Below are 19,816 nucleotides of genomic sequence, written 5' to 3'. Positions count from 1 at the left end.
GTGAAGTAACAATTTATGTATGTCGAACAATTAAGATGGCTTACTGCCATCCCTTGCCCGAAGCCAATTCATCTCCCACCTACTTTCCTTGAGGAAGGAGTCTTCTTGGCTAAAATGATAAACTGATTGTTTTAACTTTTCATAGGGTATATCAAGATAAATGATAGAGAAAAAACGGATTTTCCCCATATTTTTTCACTGGTTTTTGTGGATTCCTCCTAGGATAAACTAATTATAAGAAAGGGAACACAAGCCTTTCTATTAATTTAAAAGGGGGATTTATAAATGAGTATGAATGCATTAGTAGAATTCGCAAAGAAGCAATACGGAAAACCGTATGTGTTTGGAACTCAAGGTCCAAACACATTTGATTGCAGTGGATTTATTTACTACGTATTAAAAAATAATGGATATTCTATCTCACGTCAAAGTGTGGCAGGCTATTGGAATTCAGGTTTAACTGAGCGAACATCCACACCAAGGGCTGGAGATTTAATCTATTTTCAAAATACGTATACATCCGGTCCATCACATATGGGAATTATGATTAATACTACAGAATTTATCCATGCAGCCGATGAAAAAACCGGTGTAACTATCACTAGTATTAATAACTCTTACTTTAAGAGCCATTTTTTAGGATATGGTAGATTACCAGGTTCTGAGCCAGAAGAACCAACTTGGACAAATGCTTATAACCCAACAGATGGTTCAATTGGAGTGTGCTGGAATAAGTACGGTGAGGGTGCGGGGGTTAATATTTACTCTCAACCACGACGATCGGATGAGACATATAAAGGTGTAATTTCTGACACATTAAAATATTGTGTATATGGAGAAGTAAATGGATTTTATGGTATCGGTAAAGATATCTATATTCAAACAGAGCATGTGAATTTTGCTCCTTATGTAGCCGTAGTGACACCAGTAGGTGGCGTAAATACATATAAGGGAGCTATTCGTAGCAATGATAATTACATGCAAACACTTGAACCGAGCACAAAGTGGGTAGCATTGGCATACCGTGACGGTTGGTGGATGGTTGGAAATGATGAATGGATTCCGAATGAATATGTAATGATTCAATCCTAGGTTTGTGTATAGTAAACAATTAATTTTTAACATCAAAATATAATAATATTTAATTGATTAAAAGGGGGAAATATCATTTGATATTTCTCTTTTTTAAACAAGTAATAGGATTTTGATTAATGTAAATTTCTTGATTTCTATAAAAAAAGAAGTTTAAAAGCGTGATTTTCAAAGATAATTTTCATCTAAACTTATAATAGGAACTCGCTAGGAGCTTTTATATATTGTGTAACTATTGAACTACTCACCACTTAACGTCCTTACGGACTTTTTGAAACTGAAAATTGTTATAAACACTTAATAACAAATTTTTTGGATTACCAGCTCAAGGTAGGAATCTAGTTTATATTGGAAAGGTGATTAAAGTAATGGAGGAACAAATTTTAAATATCATGTTATCCCAGGGACCTTTCGGTTTGCTTTTTGTGTGGCTTCTTTTTTCAACAAGAAAAGAAAGCAAAGATATATTAGAGGCGAATCGTAAAGAAAATAAAGAAAGAGAAGATAAGTATCAAGAAGTTATAGAAAAAAATCAAGAAGTTATTGAAGAACAAGCTAAATCATTTGGTTTACTATCCAAAGACATATCGGAAATTAAACAAATTATCGATACAAGAATTACTAAGTAATGTACTTATTTTTTAACATTGTCGGTTTGGGATTCACTTTGCCACAGGAATCTTATCATTTTTGCCAAGAAGTCTCCTTCCTCAAGGAACGCGAAGTGAGTAGGGGGGGAGATGAATTGGCTTCGGGCAAGGGATGGCAGTAAGCCATCTTAATTGTTCGACATACATAAATTGTTACTTCACTAATTATAGGCATGAATTATCAACCTTTCACAATTTTTTGCATTAATATGGATAAATTTACTTTAATCATGTAATATACAGATTTTAAATGTGTAATAGAGGATTGTCTCCCTTGTCTTTCTTGCATATTAACTGATATTTCCTTAATGCGAAGGTTCTTCTTTTTTAAGTGAATGAGCGCTTCTAGTTCTGGATAATCTTTTGGATAATTGTGTGCGAAAATCTTAATTACTTCGCGATTGATAGCGCGGTATCCAGATGTTGGATCCATAAATGTTTGTTTTGTTAGTAATTTTAACAAGGCAGTAAAGTAAAATATTCCAATTCGTCTTGAAAGACTTCCTTTTTTATGTCCATCACCCCTAATATTATCAAAATTTTTTTACATTCCCCAAAAAAACGATAGTCCTTCTATATCTTAAATAGAAATAATATCGTTTTTTCGTTTTGGAGGTACTTTAAAATCTTAAGTTGATGGGCATGCACTTGCCCCCCATGACACCAATAATAAGATTTAGTTTTCGATTTAACTTTAGTTTTCAAATCAAGACGATTTTATTACATCAAAAACAAAATGTTAAAATATTATGATTATTTAGTATTTCCAATCCGATTATCATATAATAAATGGTATAATTTTCTTTAAAGTGTGGGATTGAAAATGAAGAAGTTTTTAATTTCATTGGTAGGGTGGAAACATATATTAATGGAGGTTTGGAATGAAAAATAAACTTATTATCGAAAAAGAATTTTTACATCCACAAGAAGATAATTTAGAGACATTATTAAATAAAACTGTTTTCCTTCAAAAACAACTTCAAGTTAATAATTACCTCAATCCTAAATTTTCTGTGGATTCTTTTAATTATCAAGAAGAGTTAAGGAAGAGTTATATACCTGAACAGGGGAAAAATTCAGAGGAGGTTTTAGCAAGTCTTACTGAGATGTTTGAAGGAAGTATTCGTCCACAGTCCCCATATGCACTCTTCAACATGTTACCGTCACCATTGTTAGATACAGTGGCGGCAACAACGATGACACAATTATACAATTCCAATAGTTTAATGGATGCTTTTGGTGGGAAAACCATTTTATTTGAACAACGTATAGCACGAGCTATTGGCCGTTTAGTAGGATGGGAACAATCGCATGGAATCTCTTGTAATGGCGGGAAATTAACCCTTTTGTATGCAATTAAATCAGCAATTTCAAAAATATCTCCTGAATCTAGACGTGAAGGGGTTCCAAAAGATCTCGTTATTTTAACAAATGAAGGAGCACATTATTGTGTTGAACATGTATGTTCACTACTGGGATTAGGTGCAAATCAATGTATTAGGATTAGAACAAAAGAAGATTGGCGTATGGATGTAAATGATTTAAAACAAGTGATTCAAGAGCAATTAGCTAAAGATAAACGTATTGCAGCGATTGTTTGTTGTGGTGGAACTACGATCAATTTTGCGTGTGATGATACAAATGAGGTTTATCAATGCGTGGAGCAAGTCTTTAAAGAAACAGAACAAACTTATTTTCCATACTTTCATCTAGATAGTGTAATAGGCTGGTTATGGTTTAATTTTATGGGTCTAAGTGAAAGAGAATGGGAACAGCGTGTTGAGAATCCTGAAATTCGTTTTAAAATTAAACGAGTAATAGAAAAAATGGAAGGTGTTTCACGTTTTGATTCATTTGGGGTAGATATGCATAAAAATGGTTTATGTCCATATTCGACGAGCATGTTTGTTTCAAAAACCGATGAGTGTTTTAATTACCTAAATGAGGGTACATATACATATAGCGAAAATGATTATGAATTTGGAAACTTTCGTGCGTACCGATACACAATTGAAAATTCTCGACCAGCTACCGGTATTGCAGCTGCATGGATAGCAATGAATCGGTTAGGGAGGAATGGGTTTCAAGAATATTTGGTTAGGCTACATACGCTGAGTTTATTATTTGAAAAAGAGCTACAAAATTTAAATGGTATCTCTGTTATTAATAGTGCTTCACTAGGATGGGAAATTGTTTTTACGATTTCATTTCATCACATTGTAACTGAATTTCCACATTATGATGCTAAAGAAATTGCTAAAGCATTCATTGAATATTGCTGGAGTGAAAATCATAAAGGTCGAGAAATTCCATTGATTAGTATTGTACCAGAGTTTAAAGTAACTCCAGATGATACAGATAAAATTGCTTTCTTACTTTATCCAATGTCTTTATTTTCAGAAGAAAAATTAGGAGAAATTATAGAAAAATTAGGAACTTGTATTAATGAATTTGAAAGCAAAGTTATATTAGGAAAAATTCCAATTAAAGATTGTGTTTTAGAAAAGCCAATCCGTTAAAAATATGGTTAAGATTTGAACTACTCACCACTTAACGTCCTTACGGACTTTTTGAAGTGGGAGATTCCTGCGAACACCGATGTATCCACCGGTTATCTTAGCAGGCTCTACCCGTAGTCCCTACGGTGAGAACATAAGTATCTTATACGCTGAAGCACCACACTCCCTACTTTAGCTTGGTTTTCGCAACTTCGGCAAGCATGGGGTTGTTCAAAGTATGTCCCGTAATGGGAATTGTTTAGATAACGCAGTCATAGAAAACTTCTTTGGCTTATTAAAGTCTGAATTATTTTATCTTGAAGAATTCGAGAGTGTGGAACATTTTAAGATAGAATTAGATAATTATATTCATTATTATAATCACAAAAGAATTAAAGCCAAGTTAAAAGGAATGAGCCCGGTACAATACCGGACTCATATTCAAACAGCTGCTTAATTTTTCAGTCTAACTTTTTGGGTTCAGTTCAAACAGGACGGCTCTTATTTTTTCACCTATTTAAAATAATGCTTTTTGTTAAGATTCATGAATCCATTTTTCAGGTGAAAAACTTATATAGAAGCACCTTTTTTAGACAAATTTACCGGATGAATTAACAGAAATTTCGTGTTATTCTTAACTTGTTGAATAGCCCAATACATTCAACAGTGCTCTTGATTGCATACTTAGTATGTAACCATCCATCCAGATACCTTAGCTAATACGTTCCCCTAGTCGTCGTTATCGCTAAGGTATCTTTTTAGATGCCCTGTGTGCAGGGCTTTTTTTATTTCAGTAATAATGCCCTTTTTCCCATACAATTATCGATGCTTGTAATCCCATTTCATAACAAAATTCAAATCTTGTCTTACTTTGTTCCCGTCGATTCAAACCCAAGATTTCCTCTATCCGATTCTGATAGCTCCTCCATTAGCAATGCATATGCATACCATTCTTTTACACGGCTACTGTATATGTCTTTTATAAATTGGCTAGGAAGTTCAGATATTTTTTCCTGTAATGTTTGTGTATATCCATCTAAAAGTTTAAAATCCCTACAGTCATACATAGAATATAATGTTAAAATATCAAACATTATTTTAGTTTCTTCACTTTTAAGAACTTTACCCTTTTTCCTATTTTCAGTTTCCGTTAAAAGTTTTTCAGCTGTGAAAAAATTCTTAGCTCTTAACCAAATGAGTTCATATATATGTGCCCATTCGTAAGTTTTAGAGTTATTAGATTCAAAGCCTCTTTGAACCGCAATTCTAAGGAGTTCCAAATCTCCTAAAGCATTTCCGTACTCCATAGCTACTCTCAAATTCTTTTTACTTTTAGTTTTTTTACAAAATTCATGGATCATGTAGTTCTTTTCAAGCGGATCTTCATATAATATTTCAACTAACTTTATTACGTTTAAAAAACCTAATTCACTTTTCCCTGATAAATTCTTTGAAAATGCAGGACCACTTATTCCAAGTTCTTTTGAAATACTCTCTTGGCTCTTTTTTTGAAAATCAATTTGATCAATAACTTTAAATAACCAATATTTCATTTTGCTCCTCCTTGCCGGAACAAAAGACACGTAAACCCCATACAGGAAAACGTGCCACCCTCATGGTGTGTTATAATTACGTGTATAAGATCCGCGACAATGTTCCCTAAGGTAGTAGGGGCAGTGAAAGAGTGCTTCCAACACTACTTACACCGTGGATCTTTTTTCACGTCCGTTTATTTTATTATTTTCATAATATCATATTTTTTTCAAATTTCAGTCGTGTGGTTATCAGAAAAATGTTGGGAAAATTTGAAAACACCTTTATATCAATGCTTTCTCATGCTTACGGGTAAAGATATGCAATAGTGCATGTTGATAATGAAAAAGACAGTATACAAGAAAAGCATATTTTGTTGTGGCATTTTGGAATTGGGAAAAACAAAATTATTTTATATGATTAAAAACTTATCTAATTAAAAAAGTAACGCCTTCCAATTTTAAAATCGGAGAGCGTTACTTTTTTAATTAATAGAACCCATTCACGAAAATTCTAACATTATAAGAACCTATTATACCCATCTTTTGACATTCACTTGCGTAATTATTAGCGAATGTTACGCTGAAGTTTTTATAGGATTTATTATAGTTATTCCATTCGAAATCATAAACATCTGTGATATAACCATAATAATAATATTTTCCTTTAGATGAATTATATTGTACATTTATGTCGTAGTTAAATTTATTTAGAGCTGTGTGTAATTCTCCAGCAGTAAATGCTTCACTACCTTTAATATTTGTAGTTGCTTTTTTATTGAATTTTTTAGAGTTAGCCTTTAATACTTTAGTTTTAAAACTATCACTTTCATTTATGAGTTTCGCAGCACGACTAGTATCATTATAATATTGTGATGACGATGGTGGATTAAGGGCTATTTCCATTAATTCAGCAGTAAATAGATGACCATATGTATCTTTTACAATTTTTATGGCAGCTCTCCATCCAGCTGTAAGTTGTGGTCTTGGAATTGGAAGAACACGAGGTGCAATTTCTTGTTTTAAATTTACAGTTGAATATGTATCTCGGTTTTCATTTACTGATTCAACATCTGTTCCTTTTGGCACTGTAAAATCCATTCCTTTATAATTTTCATTTTCTCTCCCTCCATTATAGTAGGAGTATTCATTGAATTTAACTGAAGGTGTTTCTTCTACATTATTAACTTTCGTATCCTCTGCCGCAAATGCATTCCCTGTAGCAGAAAATAATAAACCTGTTACTATAATACCACTAGTTACTTTTTTAAACATGAAAAATCCCCCTTTTTGGTAAAATATTTACATAAATAAGAGTATCATATTTTTTATTTTTTTAATATTTAAATATATTTATAAATATATTATAGAACATTCAGAAAATATATCTTTTTACTATTAGGGATTGTTAACTAAAAAAGAAACGAACGGCTGAATTTGTATTAGGACTTATTGGTGGGATTTTTGGAATCCTATGTGCATTTATCGCATTATTTATCAGTGGACTTGGATCTGCTTTAGAAGCTGATGGCGCAAACACTGTTATTGCCTTAGGATTGGGCGCTGTAGCTCTATCTGTATTAGGAATCGTTGGATCTGTTATGGTAAGAAGTAAAGCGAAAGTTGGCGGTATCATGATGACTGTTGCTGCTATCGGAGGTTTTATTTGTATATCTCTGATTTACTTATTACCAGGAGTATTATTATTAATCGGCGGATTAATGGGTATCTTCCGTAAAGATAAAGTTGCTGTATCTGCATAAAATAGGCACTCAAAAGAGTGCTTTTATTTTTTCTCAATAAACTAAATAATTTAACGTGGTAAAATAATATTTGGATGGGAGTCCAATACATATTATTAAAATTAAAGTGGTTCAAGTCGGAGCATTAGCTTTAGGTGGTTTAACAGCAGTTGGCACACTTGATGCAAAACCAGCGGCAGCAGCAACAACTGAGGACTGGGGCTTCAAAACAATTTTTGACGTGGAAGTTGGAGCTAAATTGATGCCTAGCATTTACACACACAATATGCAATCCAGCTATAAAACTGGTGGTCGTCCTATTTTTATCGTTTTCCGGCAGAAGACTCCTTCCTCAAAAATGTGAAGGTGTGAAACACCAATTTTAGGTGGGAGATGAATGTCGGTTGGCATAAGCCAACATGTTCGCTATCATTTACTTGTACAGATTGCTCTTCGAAAACTGAAGATATGAGGTTGGTTGCAGAAAAACGTTGCAACCGTAAAATCTTCAACGTTCTATCGCCCCATGTTTGCCGAAGTTGCGAAAACCATGTGGTGCGTCAACGTATAAGATACTTATGTTCTCACCGTAGGGACTACGGATAGAGCCTGTTAAGATAACCGGTGGATACATCGGTGTTCGCAGGAATCTCCCACTTCAAAAAGTCCGTAAAGACGTTAAGTGGTGAGTAGTTCAATTCGCATCAATAATATCGATAAATTTCAACGTCATATTATTGTGAAATGCATCCGTACAAATTATAGATTTATTCAGCGGATCAATATCAACGACGGTCATATAGTTAGTAAGTAAAAAACCACCTTCGTAATATGTAACCATTATTTCTTCTTCAGAAAGCAACGAACATAATAGCATGTTCTCAATAAGTTCTTGTTCATCCTGGGTTAATGTAGGTCGTTCCACCTTTGTCTTTTCTTTAATAATTTCACGGATACCAGCAAATTGCTCCGGCATCGCTGCGAATGGTTAACTCTACTATAATAAAAAGCGAATAGTATGTTTAATATAAAAGCCTATTATTCTTTTTTATTGCATCATATAATGATTAACTATGCGTTAGAAATTTAGTATGTTATGTTTAAAATGTAAGGGGGGGGAAAACAAGCAACTTAGAGAACAGCTGAAAATAGCTTATGCAGATGTTTACAAAAAGTTATAAAGGAGAACGTTGTTCTCCCTCCTTTTCCTCACTACCGAAGCATAGTCGAAGAGTCCTAATTGTTCAGCGAACGGGGCAGGTTAGTTTAAATTCAATTAAAAAGACAATAACAAAAAGGAAGGGCAACAGACTGCCCCTTCCTTTTATAATTCAGGTAATGAAACCCTTGCAATAACACTTTCGTCTTCAGTTAAAATCAAAATTTGATAATTGGTATCCACATCTCCGTCACCAAATTTCTGAATAAAGGCTTTTCGCAATTTTTTTCCCTGCTTGCTTTCTTGCTCGGCATCTACAAACACATTAATATTCCCTGCATAATGTTCATCCGCCTCAACCCTATACTTCATATTGAAATCATCGACTAACACGGGGTCAATCATGGCTTTAAGGCCAGTATCTATGAAGGTTCTTGCTTTTTCGATTCTACTATTGTCTTCCTCAATCGCCTGGTTTGCTGCCTCCTCCAACTTAGCAGATTTTTTTTCTTTAGCGGCTTCCTCTTCTTCCGTTAACTTTGGATTCTGAATGTCATACAGCATGTCTTCCAGGTCGTCACACACAACCCCAGGACTCGAAGCATTTGCAACCATTTCATCTATGCTGGCGCTTGTGATCCCAGCTTCTTCTAACTGGTCCCATTCCTTGTCAAGAAACCCGCACTTACCATATTTGCTGTCATAGATGACATTGCTTACTTTCTTTGTTACAGCTCCTGTCTCTAATTGAAGATAAACCAAGGGCAATAGTACTGCTGCTACAACTCCGGCAATGATTAGCTTTTTCGATTTTCTCAAGTTGACCCTTCCTTTTATGTGAAATATTTGCAATAAAGAGCATAATTAGCATAAAACATTGGAAGCCGCATATCAATTGAAAATTTTAGCAAAAACACACCAAGGCTCAATTCATTTCCGATCCGCTTGACTTGCATTTCGCCTGTAAAGTATAGAAACGCATAAACGTACTACGTGTTTGAATCGGATTTCCTTTTATAGAAATACTAATCATGAATATTATTAAGGAGCTCCGTAGTGAAAATCATTGCTGTAGCATTTACTTGGTTATTTACAGGGTTAGGTCAATTCTATAATGGTAATTATATCAAGGGCTTATTATTACTTTTTATTAATGCTTTAAATAATCATTTTGGACATATGAATAGTCTATTGCTACATAGTCTTTTAGAAGGGGACTTTATTACTGCTAGAAACTTTTTAGACTTTCAATGGATTCTCAATTACCCGTCATGATGAACGGAAGAATACATATGGCTATTACCCTGAAGAAAAATGACAGAGGTGTTTTCTTTCTTCAACAACGGACAAAGCATTCCTTTAATGCTTTGTGAACAATTACACTTAAACAAACGGGCGCGATTGTTGAACAAGAATTACAAGGGTGATACATATTACACATGACTAATATGTATCACCCTTTATTTTTTATGATTTTTTGTGTTTTAGGTATTGATAACGAACGGGTACCATTTGTACCTATATTGCCAATCATTTCAATTGCAAGTTGTGTATTTTTGATGTTTAATTTACCATTAAGAACATGGTTGTACTTCTGCATTTGGATAACTATTGGAGTAATAATATATTTTGTTTATTCAATAAAACATAGTAATTTAAATGAGAAATCAATTTCAAGAGAAATTAAATAACTGTAGTTCTTTTGAATTTTGAGCCAAGATTGTTTAAGAAAAAGGTATCTAAGTTACTTGTAAGTGTGAATGCTAATGATCATAAAAGTAAAGGCTATAGTGTCAATAAAAGTGAATGTTTCGTGATTAATTTATTAAAAAACTCCTCTGATATGTTAGAGGAGTTTTTTAAAACGTTTTTGAGTAATTAGGCCCTAAATTAGCTTTTTTTTGAACAAAGATTAGTTAATTGATACTTCTAATTTCTTAAAGGAATTTTACATTAACTATTTCTTATCTTCATTTCATAAGAATAAGCTACTTCAAAATGACCGAAAAAAAACTATCGATAATTTTCTTTTCCTCTATACTTAATGTTGAAAGGGGTTCTCGGCAAATTCCAACCTGTATATTACGCTTTTCTAATAGGTATTTAATTGTGCGAAGTGTTCCCATTTCTATAATAGAATGCATATAGGGCAAGAGTTTTGAAAATTGGTTTTGCCCTTTTTCCTCATGACCAGCTTGTAAGTTTTTAATAATATCATGTATCTCTTCAGGAAAAACATTTCCCAAAATACTAGTAATACCATTATATCCAAGTTCAGCATCCTCAAATATATTTGTATCAGATCCTGACAATACAATGAATTCCGGTCCTAATTTCTTTTTCACAATTGGTACACTACTCACATCACCAGCTTCTTTAAATGCTACAACTTGAGGGAATGTTTCAACTAGTTTTATTAATGTTTCAACATGTAAATCAAACCCAGTTCGTGGAGGGTTATTATAAATCATGATTGGTAAATGGGTTACTGAACAAATCTTTGAGACATAGTTAAATGCTTCTTGTTGATTAATTCGTAAATATGGTGGAAATCCTAACATAATGCCATCTAGTCCTACTTTTTCTGCGGTAATTGCTAATGCTATCGCATCGTTAGTTTGAACAGCTGCAACTCCTCCATATATAATCAAATCATTTTTTGCTTCTTTTTTTACTTTGTGAAATAAAGCCATACGTTCTTCAACGGTCATAGAGTGTTGTTCACCAGTAGTACCACTAATCAATAATGCAGGAACTTTGTGCTTTTTATAGTAATCAACTAATGATGGTATACCTTCTAAATACAGATTACCATTAGTAGAAAATGGTGTGACCATTGCTACACTAAAAGAGATAAAAGGGTTTTTCATTTTTCTAATTCCTTCCCAATTATATTTTGATTTTAGAGAACTATCTTTATAAACTACTTTTCCTATCAAGTCTAAGAAATCTTATATATAAACTAAGTAACTCTTTAAAGTTGTTGTATTCTACAATTGCATCATATAAATGAATGATGTATAAGTGAGCAGAAGTTGAGTATAGTACTCTTTTGAGACTTTAAACTTTCTTTTTCATTACTTTTGCCATTCGTTGAGAATCAAAATCCTTTTCTTCTTGTAATTTATTAATGATGTTAAGATAATCTTTTTCATTGCGATTCTGACTTAATTTATATGCAGCTTGAATTTCTTGCACTTTAATTTTAAATCCAACAATGCCTTTTAATTCTTGCTCTAATAACTGAGGCGAAAGATTGTCCCATAAAACTGGATTCTTACGGTGTTTTTCGTATTTCTGTAGTAACATTGTAAGATCTTGTTTTAACTCTTCTTCCTTCAAAATAGTGGCTTTACCATATACATGTACAGCTTGATAGTTCCATGTTGGTACATTTTCTTGTTCATACCAGGAAGAAGAGATATAAGCATGTGGTCCTTGGTATATAACTAATACATCTTCACTAGTTTCGAATGTTCTCCATTGAGTGTTCCCATAAGCCATGTGTCCCGTTATATAGTAATTATCATCTTCTTTATTTAACTGTAATGGTAAATGAGTAGCAATTGGTTTACCTTGTTTTGTTGTTACAATCGTTCCAAATGGATTCATTTGAATAAATTCTCGAATTTCATCGATATCTTTGACTTTAAAGTATTTAGGAATATACATAATCAGGATCCTCCTCAATTAACTTGATTTGTAATACATAGTATTATATAAATAGACATGTCAAAAGGTACAATTTTAAACAAATAAACATGTCAGGGGTTGCAAATGAAAAATATCATTTTTTCTCTAAATAATGACTCTCCTAAATACAAACAAATCTATGAAGAGTTTAAACATTTGATTGAACGAAGAGATATACTTCCTAATGAACAGTTACCCTCCATTCGTCAACTCGCAGATTCCCTTCGAGTAAGTCGTAATACGACATTAACAGCTTATGAACAACTTGTAGCTGAAGGATATATTTGTGGGGAAGGAAGGAAAGGCTATTTTGTAAATGAGTTAGAGCCACCCTTATTCCAAGAAAAGTTAAAACCTTTTACTAAAAAACAAAGAGAATCAGTAACACCTCTCCCTATTGATTTCCGAGCGGGTGCCGTAGATCAAACACATTTTCCTTTGAAAATTTGGAGGAGGATTGCCAATCAAGTATTAACATTAGAAGATAGTTTTAAATATGGGTCACCTTTTGGTGAAGTATGTTTACGTAAACAAATTTCCACATATCTACTTCAATCCCGTGGGGTGAAAGCAGATGAAGATGCGATTATTATAGGCAGTAGTACCCAACAAATGCTTGTTAACCTAGGACATATTCTGAAGAATGATTTTTCAAGTGTTATAGTAGAGGATCCGGGTTATGATGGCGCTAGGAAAGCTTTTCAATTTCATCATTTTAGGATTGAAACTTTACCAGTTTATGAAACAGGTGCTGATTTTTCACAATTAGATCAAACGAACTCAAGAGTAATTTATGTAACACCTTCTCATCACAGCCCATATGGAGTAAGTATGTCTATCCAACAACGTCAAATGCTAATTCATTGGGCTAACAAGATGAAAGGGTATATTATTGAAGACGATTACGATAGTGAATTTCGCTATACGCAACAGCCATTTCCAGCCCTAACTTCAATTGATTCATCAAGAGTCATTTATTTAGGAAACTTCTCAAAGTCGTTTCTTCCAGGAATTCGTTTGAGTTATATGGTATTGCCCCAGACACTTATAAATGATTATAAGGATCAATTTCTTCATTTTGAGAGTACCACTTCAATTTTTAGTCAGCTCACAATGGCTAAATTTATGGAAGAAGGAGAATGGAATCGTCATATTAAACGTATGCGTCTAGTTTATAAACGAAAAATGCAACACCTAGTGTCCGTATTAAAGGAGCAATTCAATCAAAATATTTTCATCATTGGTGAAAAATCTGGTTTGTTTGTATTAGTAAAGGTATATCTGAACCGTTCAGAAAAATGGCTAATAAAACAGGCTTCATATTATGGTGTTCAAGTGTACCCTACTTCGCGTTACTTTGTTAAAAATACAACTGACAGCCCAATCATTAAACTTGGTTTTGGAAATCTTTCATTCGAAGAAATTCAAATCGGTGTGGAGCTGTTAAAAAAAGCATGGATGGCGTAAAAGAGTATAAAAAGGGAAGTTTGAATTTAGGTTAAGTAAAATTGGAAATGTTGTGAAGGAATATACTTAAAATAATAGGAATAAAAAGCATTCTATATTGAATGCTTTTTATTCCTATTATCATTTGATGAAGGACTAGGTTGTATTATTAAGCGGTCTAATAATTTTTTAGTAAATGGCATAAAGTAATTAAGGATTAGTCCACCTAAACAAACGGTGATTACAGTACCAACACCAATTGGTCCATGTGAAAATATTGCCATTATCAAGAATACTAGATAAATGAGCGTTCTTGATAAAAATATATTCGTTCTAGTTAATTCTTGTACGATTAACGTTAAGCGATCAATAGGAATCGGTGCAAAATTTGTGTGTAAATATGTTGAAGTTCCTAATCCTGTAATAACTAAGCCAATTCCAAAACAAATCATTTTACTGTACCATATTTCAGGTGTAATTAAATCGCGTAATAAAAATAGCCACATATCAATACCAATACCTGTTATGAATGCTGTTAACAACCCCATAACTTCTGGTCGTTGTCTTTTTAAAAATGAATTGCAGCATATCAATAATAAAGCTATTATTATTTCCCAACTCCCCACAGTAAGCCCCACATTTAAAGACAGTCCCACCAAGAGTGCATCAAAGGGTGAAGTTCCAAGGTCTGATTGTATAGTGAAAGAAATACCAAGGGTTAATATTAAAATTCCTAATACATAGAACACATATTTCATTTTAATCAACCTCTTTACCGTTATTTTTGTTGCAATTACAATAAAAAAGATATATATTTAATGTAAGGTTAAAATGTTGCATTTGCAATAAAAATATACGATAAGGAGTTAGCTATGAAGGAAATTCTCCGTGAAATTGGAATGATAGCAAGGGCATTAGATTCTATAAGTAATATAGAATTTAAAGAATATGAACTTACAAAAGGGCAGTATTTATACCTTGTACGAATATGTGAAAACCCAGGAATTATTCAAGAAAAGTTATCTGAGATGATAAAAGTGGATAGAACAACAGCAGCTCGTGCTATCAAAAAACTCGAAATAAATGGGTTTATTGAAAAAAAAGATGATGAATATAACAAAAAAATAAAAAAACTCTTTCCAACGGAGAAAGGAAAAAATATTTATCCTTTTATAAAGAGAGAAAATGATTATTCCAATACCGTTGCATTAGAAGGGTTTTCTGAAAAAGAAGTGGATACCATTTTCAATTCTCTTCAAAAAATAAGAAAAAATATAGAAAAAGATTGGGAATTTGTAAAAAAGGGAAACAAGAGAAATTATTGATTGTATAAAGGAGTGACATATTTAAATGACTATAAACATAAAAAAGGGTACCCTTGAGGATTTATATACACTTCAAGAAATTAGCTATGAAACATTTAATGAGACATTTAAGGATCAGAATTCATCTCAAAATATGAGTGCTTATTTGGAAAAAGCATTTAACTTAAAACAATTGGAAAAAGAATTATCGAATGTTGCTTCGCAATTCTTTTTTGTTTATTTTAATAATGAAGTTGCTGGATATTTAAAGGTAAATACTAATGATGCACAGTCTGAAGAAATGGGCGATGAATCACTTGAAATCGAAAGAATTTATATAAAAGGTGAGTTTCAAAAACATGGGCTTGGTAAATATCTTCTAAATAAATCTATAGAAATTGCAATGGAACATAATAAAAAGAAAATTTGGTTAGGTGTATGGGAAAAGAATGAAAATGCTATTGCCTTTTATAAGAAAATGGGTTTTGTCCAAACTGGAGTTCATTCTTTTTATATGGGTGATGAAGAACAAATGGACTTTATAATGATCAAAACACTTATATAATTTTTAATTATGTCATTTTGAGGTAGCCATTCTTTATGTTTTTTAATTAATTAAAGTTACTGATTATTAAACAAAAATTAGTTAGTTGGTCTCTCAAATTTCTTGTGAATTATTAGATGTTATTTGCTTAAAAAAGCTTGCCATTTTCATTAATGGCAAGCTTTTTTATTTCTATGGATAATATTTATCTACATTTAAATTAGAAATTAATCAGTCCGTTCTAATTTTCATATAAAAAGAAAACGAGGTCGTAATCAAGCTATTTTATAGAAGTTTCCTTTTCTACTATACATAAGCTTAATGGCTATTCTTTCCAAGGCGAATGCAAAACGCAATCGCAGAAGTTTTTGCGTTTAAAGCCTGGAAGAAGCAATGAGCAAACATCTGCTTTAATATTTCCAAAAGTAGTTTCAGGTTTATGAGCGAAACCTTCAAGGAAAGCAGGAAGAATCTTTTGCTTGAAATTGTCTCGGGGGAATGCAGATACAACTTGTTCACGAATCTCCTCTGAAATTTCGTCATATCCATCTCCCATAACATCGTAGCCTACTCCAGAATAAATTAATGAAACTTGAGGTTCTTTATATTCAGCAATCCCAATGGTTGTGTGAAGTGCAATCGCATCCCAAACCAGTCTAATTGACTCATTATCCATACCATGTTGTTGAAGAAAACTACGAGCAGCATTTGCACCATCTACCTCAAAACGTTTATCTGGACTACTGAATTTCTTTGTAAGGCCAAGATCATGGAAGAGGGCGCTAACATATAATAACTCTTCGTCATACTTAAGCCCAGCTTTTTTACCTTGAAGAGCACCAAATAAGTAAACACGATTCGAATGATTCCATAGTAAGTCATTACCATATTCACGAAGTATTTCTTGCGCCTCTACTGCTATCTTACTATCCGGAATTACTATACCTGCAACTGTTTTTTGCATGAAAATGTCCTCCTATAAATAAATGATATTTTTAAGTCTTATTGCTAGCTCATGAGCTTAAATTAATTATATAAAGCCTCCATTATTTATCAATGCAATGATTTCTATATAATCAATAGATGTTATCTATGATTAATTGTTCCTTTTGTAGTTTTAGATAAATGTTTGAAATTATATATTTATAGGTACATAAAGGGAATTGTTCAAAAAAATATCGATAACGAAGTTGTTATTGTAGTACTGGCCATGAAAAGATATAAATAATGACAATGGTCTACTTAAAGTGTGTTTCACTTTTAACAGTCTCAGTAATAATTAGCTCTATATCTTTTTTATATATAGAAGAATACAGCATAAATGATAGTTATATCTATGCAATAAGAAGTATTATTCAATAACATGAATTTACGTGCAGATTTTTAAGTTCTAATTTAATGATAGATAACACCTATGATAATTATAGAAACGATAGAATTGATAAAAGGAAATGTCAGAGTTAGAATGAAGGTGCTTTACAAGATAACAAAAAAACAATAGCAAGTAACCTTGCTAGAAAAAGTTTCCGTAGGAGGCGAAATAATAGTGTTTTGTAGAGTAGCCACTAGTATCCGTCCTATTGATAAGTAAATTGGAGGGATGTATATGGATGTTTTCCATTCTGGGGAACGTGCTGTACACAATAGGCTTGGTGTACAGAAAATAGCGAATACTGCTAGTACAATGATTCAGCCAATAATGACAAAAAAATTTATGGCGTTTCTAAATGGACAAAACTCATTCATGATATCTTCTATGGATGAAAAAGGGAGAGTGTGGAGTTCATTTTTAGCAGGAAAAGAAGGAATTATTCAAGCAGTAGATTGCGATGTAATTAAAATAAATGTTGGTATAAATGAAGGTGATCCATTATTCACAAATATTCTTCACAATAAAGAAGTTGGAATCATCGTAATTGACTTTGCTTCCAGGATAAGAATTCGTATAAATGGTTCGGTTGTAAACAAATTTTTGGATGGAAGTTTTGAAGTTAAAACTGAACAAGTATTTGGGAATTGCCCTAAATACATTCAGGCGAGAAATTTCACTTATAACGAAACAGTTGTTGGTGGAACTAAGCGATTTAATAAGCAGTATGCTTTAAATGAAAAACAGCAAGAACTGATTAGTCAAGCTGATACTTTCATTATTGCGAGTTCCAGTTCAGATGGGAAAATGGATATTTCCCATCGAGGTGGGATGCCAGGGTTTATTCACATTATAAGCGAACAAAAAATAGTCTTTCCTGATTACTCAGGTAATATGCTATTCAATACGCTCGGAAACATTATTGAAAATCCTAATGTAGGGCTATTGTTCTTTGATTTTTCTACTGGTGATACATTACAACTAACTGGGAAAGTAAGTATCATTTGGGATATTGACGAAAGTATTATTTCTCAATTTCCCGGAGCCCAGCGATTAATTCAATTTCAATTAGTTGAAGCCATTCAAACAATGAATTGTAACACAAATCAGTGGGAGTTCGTAACATATTCATCTTTTAATCCAAAATAGACAAGGTGGGAAATAATATGCAAATTCAAATTACTGTTACAGAAGCTGCTATGAAACAATTCGAAAATTTAGAGGCTAAATATCCAAATCACCTTCGATTCCTTCAATATGAAATGGGAGGATGTGGACTTCCATTAGATGGAGTTCTGAGAGTTAAACTTATTAATTCAAGTATTGGCTATGAAGAAATGCAAACAAACTGGAAACCATTATATATAAACAAAGCATCTTTAGCTTTTGTTGACGACAGTATAACGATCGATTTCTTTGAAGGATTTCAGATTAAAAGTTCTAATCAAACTTATAGTCATAATATACCTTTAGAAGTTGAAGAATAAGTATTACGATTTACAAATAAAGTGAACTTAGTATAGAATGAGCGGTCTATTTTCTATATTAGACTATATAATCTTTTCTTAAAGTATGTATACCATAACATAAATAAGGAACGTAATTTTTCCTAATACATTTTATTAGGAGAAATTACGTTTTTTATGAATGAACGAAATGATAAAGTATAGGGAGAATTAAAGGATTTTGAGAAATCAATTAACTAAGTAAGGAGATTATTCTTATATGGAATTAAGACAATTAGAGTATTTTATAACACTTTGTAAGGAACTGCATTTTACACGAGCGGCTGATAAATTAGGTATTACACAACCTACATTAAGTCATCAAATTAAAGCTCTCGAGGATGAAATAGGTATGCCGTTATTTGATCGATTAGGAAAGAAAATTGCTATAACAGATGTGGGATACATTTTAGCAAAGGAATGTAAAACTATTTTCAATGCACTTGATAATGTAAAAGAAGAAATCAGTGAATTAAAGGAGATAAAAGGAGGTAAAATTGCAATTGCCACTTTACCTGGCGAACTAACAAACTTAGTCTCCACTTTACTTTTAGATTTTCATAAAAATTATCCAGAAGTAATAGTGAAAATTATAAGTTCAGATGAAATACTAGAATTAATAAATCAGAATCAAGTTAATTTTGCTGTTACAATTGATTCTTCTGATTACGTATTCGAAGAAGAAAAAATTATAAAAATACCATTGTACACTGATGAGCTATTTTTAGTGTTATCAAAAAACCATTCATTAGTTAATGAAAAAGAAATACAGTTCTCCGAATTAAATAAATTACCATTAATTTTGTTCCCAGATAATCATGAATGCAGAAAGTTATTGGACTATACATGCATAGCACGGAAAATAAATATGTATCCAATTATTGAGACCTCTAGTATAGAATCATTATTCGATTTTGTTAGAAGTGATTTTGGAGTAACAGTTGTATCTAAAACTCTATTGGATATTACGGAAGATAACGATTTATCAGCTATTCCAATAGTAAATCCGAGTGTTAGTAGGGAAGTTAACCTTATCTTGCGTAGAGATAAATTTATTGGGTTCGGCACTAGAAATTTTATCGAATTGCTTACAAATGAAATTATAAAATTAGGATTTCCTATTTCTGAACAAAGTAAAGAACAGATTAGAAAATTAATTAAAGAATAATAAAAATTGAAATAACCAGTAGAAAAATTATAGACCATATCTATGGTAGTGATAGAAAAATCGGCATTGCCCTATACCTGTCTCTTATACACATCTGACGCTGCCGACGAAGCT

The 19,816-nt window shown here is 32.4% G+C and carries 18 protein-coding genes and 4 pseudogenes; 13 read left to right on the top strand and 9 right to left on the bottom strand.

The genetic code is table 11. The features are described 5' to 3' along the window. The first annotated feature begins 285 nt into the window (after positions 1-285). Positions 286-1,092, top strand: a complete 807-nt coding sequence (locus tag JDS92_RS25770; RefSeq protein ID WP_199632732.1) for a C40 family peptidase — start codon at positions 286-288, stop codon at positions 1,090-1,092. Positions 1,093-1,460: 368 nt separating this feature from the next. Then, positions 1,461-1,721, top strand: coding sequence for a BhlA/UviB family holin-like peptide (locus JDS92_RS25765; protein ID WP_088005056.1), 261 nt, complete (start codon positions 1,461-1,463; stop codon positions 1,719-1,721). A 202-nt stretch (positions 1,722-1,923) separates the two neighbouring features. Here JDS92_RS25765 and JDS92_RS25760 read toward each other — a convergent pair. Next, positions 1,924-2,250 (bottom strand): annotated as a pseudogene (locus JDS92_RS25760) (glycosyltransferase family 2 protein); the annotation flags it as partial. Positions 2,251-2,623: 373 nt separating this feature from the next. On the opposite strand from JDS92_RS25760, the gene JDS92_RS25755 reads away from it, so the two are divergent. After that, positions 2,624-4,261 carry a pyridoxal phosphate-dependent decarboxylase family protein gene (locus tag JDS92_RS25755; protein WP_199632731.1) on the top strand — a complete coding sequence of 546 codons (1,638 nt, stop codon included), beginning with the start codon at positions 2,624-2,626 and terminating at the stop codon, positions 4,259-4,261. 199 nt (positions 4,262-4,460) lie between these two features. After that, a pseudogene (locus JDS92_RS25750) lies at positions 4,461-4,697 on the top strand (transposase); the annotation flags it as partial. 409 nt (positions 4,698-5,106) lie between these two features. Here JDS92_RS25750 and JDS92_RS25745 read toward each other — a convergent pair. Then, a complete protein-coding gene (locus JDS92_RS25745) occupies positions 5,107-5,793 on the bottom strand; it encodes an AimR family lysis-lysogeny pheromone receptor (protein ID WP_242476034.1) in 687 nt (228 codons plus the stop codon). A gap of 468 nt (positions 5,794-6,261) precedes the next feature. Continuing rightward, on the bottom strand, positions 6,262-7,047 hold the full coding sequence (locus tag JDS92_RS25740) for a hypothetical protein (RefSeq protein ID WP_199632730.1): 786 nt from the start codon (positions 7,045-7,047) through the stop codon (positions 6,262-6,264). Between the two features lie 146 nt (positions 7,048-7,193). Between JDS92_RS25740 and JDS92_RS25735 the strand changes: the two are divergent. Continuing rightward, positions 7,194-7,535 (top strand): annotated as a pseudogene (locus tag JDS92_RS25735) (DUF4064 domain-containing protein); the annotation flags it as partial. A gap of 70 nt (positions 7,536-7,605) precedes the next feature. Continuing rightward, a complete protein-coding gene (locus tag JDS92_RS25730; protein ID WP_242476033.1) occupies positions 7,606-7,878 on the top strand; it encodes a DUF5065 family protein in 273 nt (90 codons plus the stop codon). Between the two features lie 330 nt (positions 7,879-8,208). Here the strand turns inward: JDS92_RS25730 and JDS92_RS25725 are convergent, their stop codons facing one another. Both JDS92_RS25725 and JDS92_RS25720 read right to left on the bottom strand, forming a co-directional pair. Beyond that, positions 8,209-8,490: a YolD-like family protein gene (locus JDS92_RS25725; protein ID WP_199632729.1), complete on the bottom strand. Its 282-nt coding sequence runs from the start codon at positions 8,488-8,490 to the stop codon at positions 8,209-8,211. Between the two features lie 348 nt (positions 8,491-8,838). Further along, positions 8,839-9,492, bottom strand: a complete 654-nt coding sequence (locus JDS92_RS25720) for a hypothetical protein (protein ID WP_199632728.1) — start codon at positions 9,490-9,492, stop codon at positions 8,839-8,841. 686 nt (positions 9,493-10,178) lie between these two features. Here JDS92_RS25720 and JDS92_RS25715 point away from each other — a divergent pair. Beyond that, positions 10,179-10,364 (top strand): annotated as a pseudogene (locus JDS92_RS25715) (amino acid permease C-terminal domain-containing protein); the annotation flags it as partial. 297 nt (positions 10,365-10,661) lie between these two features. Here the strand turns inward: JDS92_RS25715 and JDS92_RS25710 are convergent. Both JDS92_RS25710 and JDS92_RS25705 read right to left on the bottom strand, forming a co-directional pair. After that, positions 10,662-11,543, bottom strand: coding sequence for a dihydrodipicolinate synthase family protein (locus tag JDS92_RS25710; RefSeq protein WP_199632727.1), 882 nt, complete (start codon positions 11,541-11,543; stop codon positions 10,662-10,664). 190 nt (positions 11,544-11,733) lie between these two features. Further along, positions 11,734-12,345, bottom strand: a complete 612-nt coding sequence (locus JDS92_RS25705; RefSeq protein WP_199632726.1) for an FMN-binding negative transcriptional regulator — start codon at positions 12,343-12,345, stop codon at positions 11,734-11,736. A 105-nt stretch (positions 12,346-12,450) separates the two neighbouring features. On the opposite strand from JDS92_RS25705, the gene pdxR reads away from it, so the two are divergent. Next, the gene (pdxR, locus tag JDS92_RS25700; protein ID WP_088344923.1) at positions 12,451-13,833 is read left to right on the top strand and encodes a MocR-like pyridoxine biosynthesis transcription factor PdxR; all 1,383 of its coding nucleotides are present in this window, start codon (positions 12,451-12,453) and stop codon (positions 13,831-13,833) included. A 92-nt stretch (positions 13,834-13,925) separates the two neighbouring features. On the opposite strand, the gene JDS92_RS25695 is transcribed toward pdxR, so the two are convergent. After that, positions 13,926-14,570, bottom strand: coding sequence for a YczE/YyaS/YitT family protein (locus tag JDS92_RS25695; RefSeq protein ID WP_199632725.1), 645 nt, complete (start codon positions 14,568-14,570; stop codon positions 13,926-13,928). Positions 14,571-14,684: 114 nt separating this feature from the next. Here JDS92_RS25695 and JDS92_RS25690 point away from each other — a divergent pair, with 114 nt between their 5' ends. Both JDS92_RS25690 and paiA read left to right on the top strand, forming a co-directional pair. Beyond that, positions 14,685-15,137: a MarR family winged helix-turn-helix transcriptional regulator gene (locus JDS92_RS25690; protein ID WP_000658980.1), complete on the top strand. Its 453-nt coding sequence runs from the start codon at positions 14,685-14,687 to the stop codon at positions 15,135-15,137. A 25-nt stretch (positions 15,138-15,162) separates the two neighbouring features. Next, positions 15,163-15,681 (top strand): spermidine/spermine N(1)-acetyltransferase, encoded by a 519-nt coding sequence (gene paiA / locus JDS92_RS25685; protein WP_199632724.1) that lies wholly within the window; start codon positions 15,163-15,165, stop codon positions 15,679-15,681. Between the two features lie 304 nt (positions 15,682-15,985). Here paiA and JDS92_RS25680 read toward each other — a convergent pair whose 3' ends face one another. After that, positions 15,986-16,624 (bottom strand): HD domain-containing protein, encoded by a 639-nt coding sequence (locus tag JDS92_RS25680; protein ID WP_001174223.1) that lies wholly within the window; start codon positions 16,622-16,624, stop codon positions 15,986-15,988. Positions 16,625-17,266: 642 nt separating this feature from the next. Here JDS92_RS25680 and JDS92_RS25675 point away from each other — a divergent pair. The 3 genes from JDS92_RS25675 to JDS92_RS25665 all read left to right on the top strand — a co-directional run bounded on the left by JDS92_RS25675 (position 17,267) and on the right by JDS92_RS25665 (position 19,702). Further along, complete coding sequence (locus JDS92_RS25675; RefSeq protein WP_199632723.1) at positions 17,267-18,178, top strand: pyridoxamine 5'-phosphate oxidase family protein; 912 nt, start codon at positions 17,267-17,269, stop codon at positions 18,176-18,178. A 17-nt stretch (positions 18,179-18,195) separates the two neighbouring features. Further along, positions 18,196-18,516, top strand: coding sequence for an iron-sulfur cluster biosynthesis family protein (locus tag JDS92_RS25670; protein ID WP_199632722.1), 321 nt, complete (start codon positions 18,196-18,198; stop codon positions 18,514-18,516). 238 nt (positions 18,517-18,754) lie between these two features. Beyond that, positions 18,755-19,702: a LysR family transcriptional regulator gene (locus JDS92_RS25665; protein WP_000423356.1), complete on the top strand. Its 948-nt coding sequence runs from the start codon at positions 18,755-18,757 to the stop codon at positions 19,700-19,702. Positions 19,703-19,816 lie beyond the last annotated feature (114 nt).

This window comes from Bacillus cereus group sp. N12 (assembly GCF_016483575.1).
GTDB lineage: Bacteria > Bacillota > Bacilli > Bacillales > Bacillaceae_G > Bacillus_A > Bacillus_A toyonensis.
The sequence above is the reverse complement of the archived record's forward strand: the minus strand, read 5'-3'. Positions and strand labels throughout refer to the sequence as shown.

Bases quoted from the DNA above. Each gene is read 5' to 3' on its own strand.
- JDS92_RS25725 (WP_199632729.1), bottom strand. From the start codon at position 8,490: ATGCCGGAGCAATTTGCTGGTATCCGTGAAATTATTAAAGAAAAGACA.
- paiA (WP_199632724.1), top strand. From the start codon at position 15,163: ATGACTATAAACATAAAAAAGGGTACCCTTGAGGATTTATATACACTT.
- JDS92_RS25745 (WP_242476034.1), bottom strand. From the start codon at position 5,793: ATGAAATATTGGTTATTTAAAGTTATTGATCAAATTGATTTTCAAAAA.
- JDS92_RS25765 (WP_088005056.1), top strand. From the start codon at position 1,461: ATGGAGGAACAAATTTTAAATATCATGTTATCCCAGGGACCTTTCGGT.
- JDS92_RS25710 (WP_199632727.1), bottom strand. From the start codon at position 11,543: ATGAAAAACCCTTTTATCTCTTTTAGTGTAGCAATGGTCACACCATTT.
- JDS92_RS25705 (WP_199632726.1), bottom strand. From the start codon at position 12,345: ATGTATATTCCTAAATACTTTAAAGTCAAAGATATCGATGAAATTCGA.
- JDS92_RS25675 (WP_199632723.1), top strand. From the start codon at position 17,267: ATGGATGTTTTCCATTCTGGGGAACGTGCTGTACACAATAGGCTTGGT.
- JDS92_RS25670 (WP_199632722.1), top strand. From the start codon at position 18,196: ATGCAAATTCAAATTACTGTTACAGAAGCTGCTATGAAACAATTCGAA.
- JDS92_RS25690 (WP_000658980.1), top strand. From the start codon at position 14,685: ATGAAGGAAATTCTCCGTGAAATTGGAATGATAGCAAGGGCATTAGAT.
- pdxR (WP_088344923.1), top strand. From the start codon at position 12,451: ATGAAAAATATCATTTTTTCTCTAAATAATGACTCTCCTAAATACAAA.
- JDS92_RS25695 (WP_199632725.1), bottom strand. From the start codon at position 14,570: ATGAAATATGTGTTCTATGTATTAGGAATTTTAATATTAACCCTTGGT.
- JDS92_RS25755 (WP_199632731.1), top strand. From the start codon at position 2,624: ATGAAAAATAAACTTATTATCGAAAAAGAATTTTTACATCCACAAGAA.
- JDS92_RS25740 (WP_199632730.1), bottom strand. From the start codon at position 7,047: ATGTTTAAAAAAGTAACTAGTGGTATTATAGTAACAGGTTTATTATTT.
- JDS92_RS25680 (WP_001174223.1), bottom strand. From the start codon at position 16,624: ATGCAAAAAACAGTTGCAGGTATAGTAATTCCGGATAGTAAGATAGCA.
- JDS92_RS25665 (WP_000423356.1), top strand. From the start codon at position 18,755: ATGGAATTAAGACAATTAGAGTATTTTATAACACTTTGTAAGGAACTG.
- JDS92_RS25770 (WP_199632732.1), top strand. From the start codon at position 286: ATGAGTATGAATGCATTAGTAGAATTCGCAAAGAAGCAATACGGAAAA.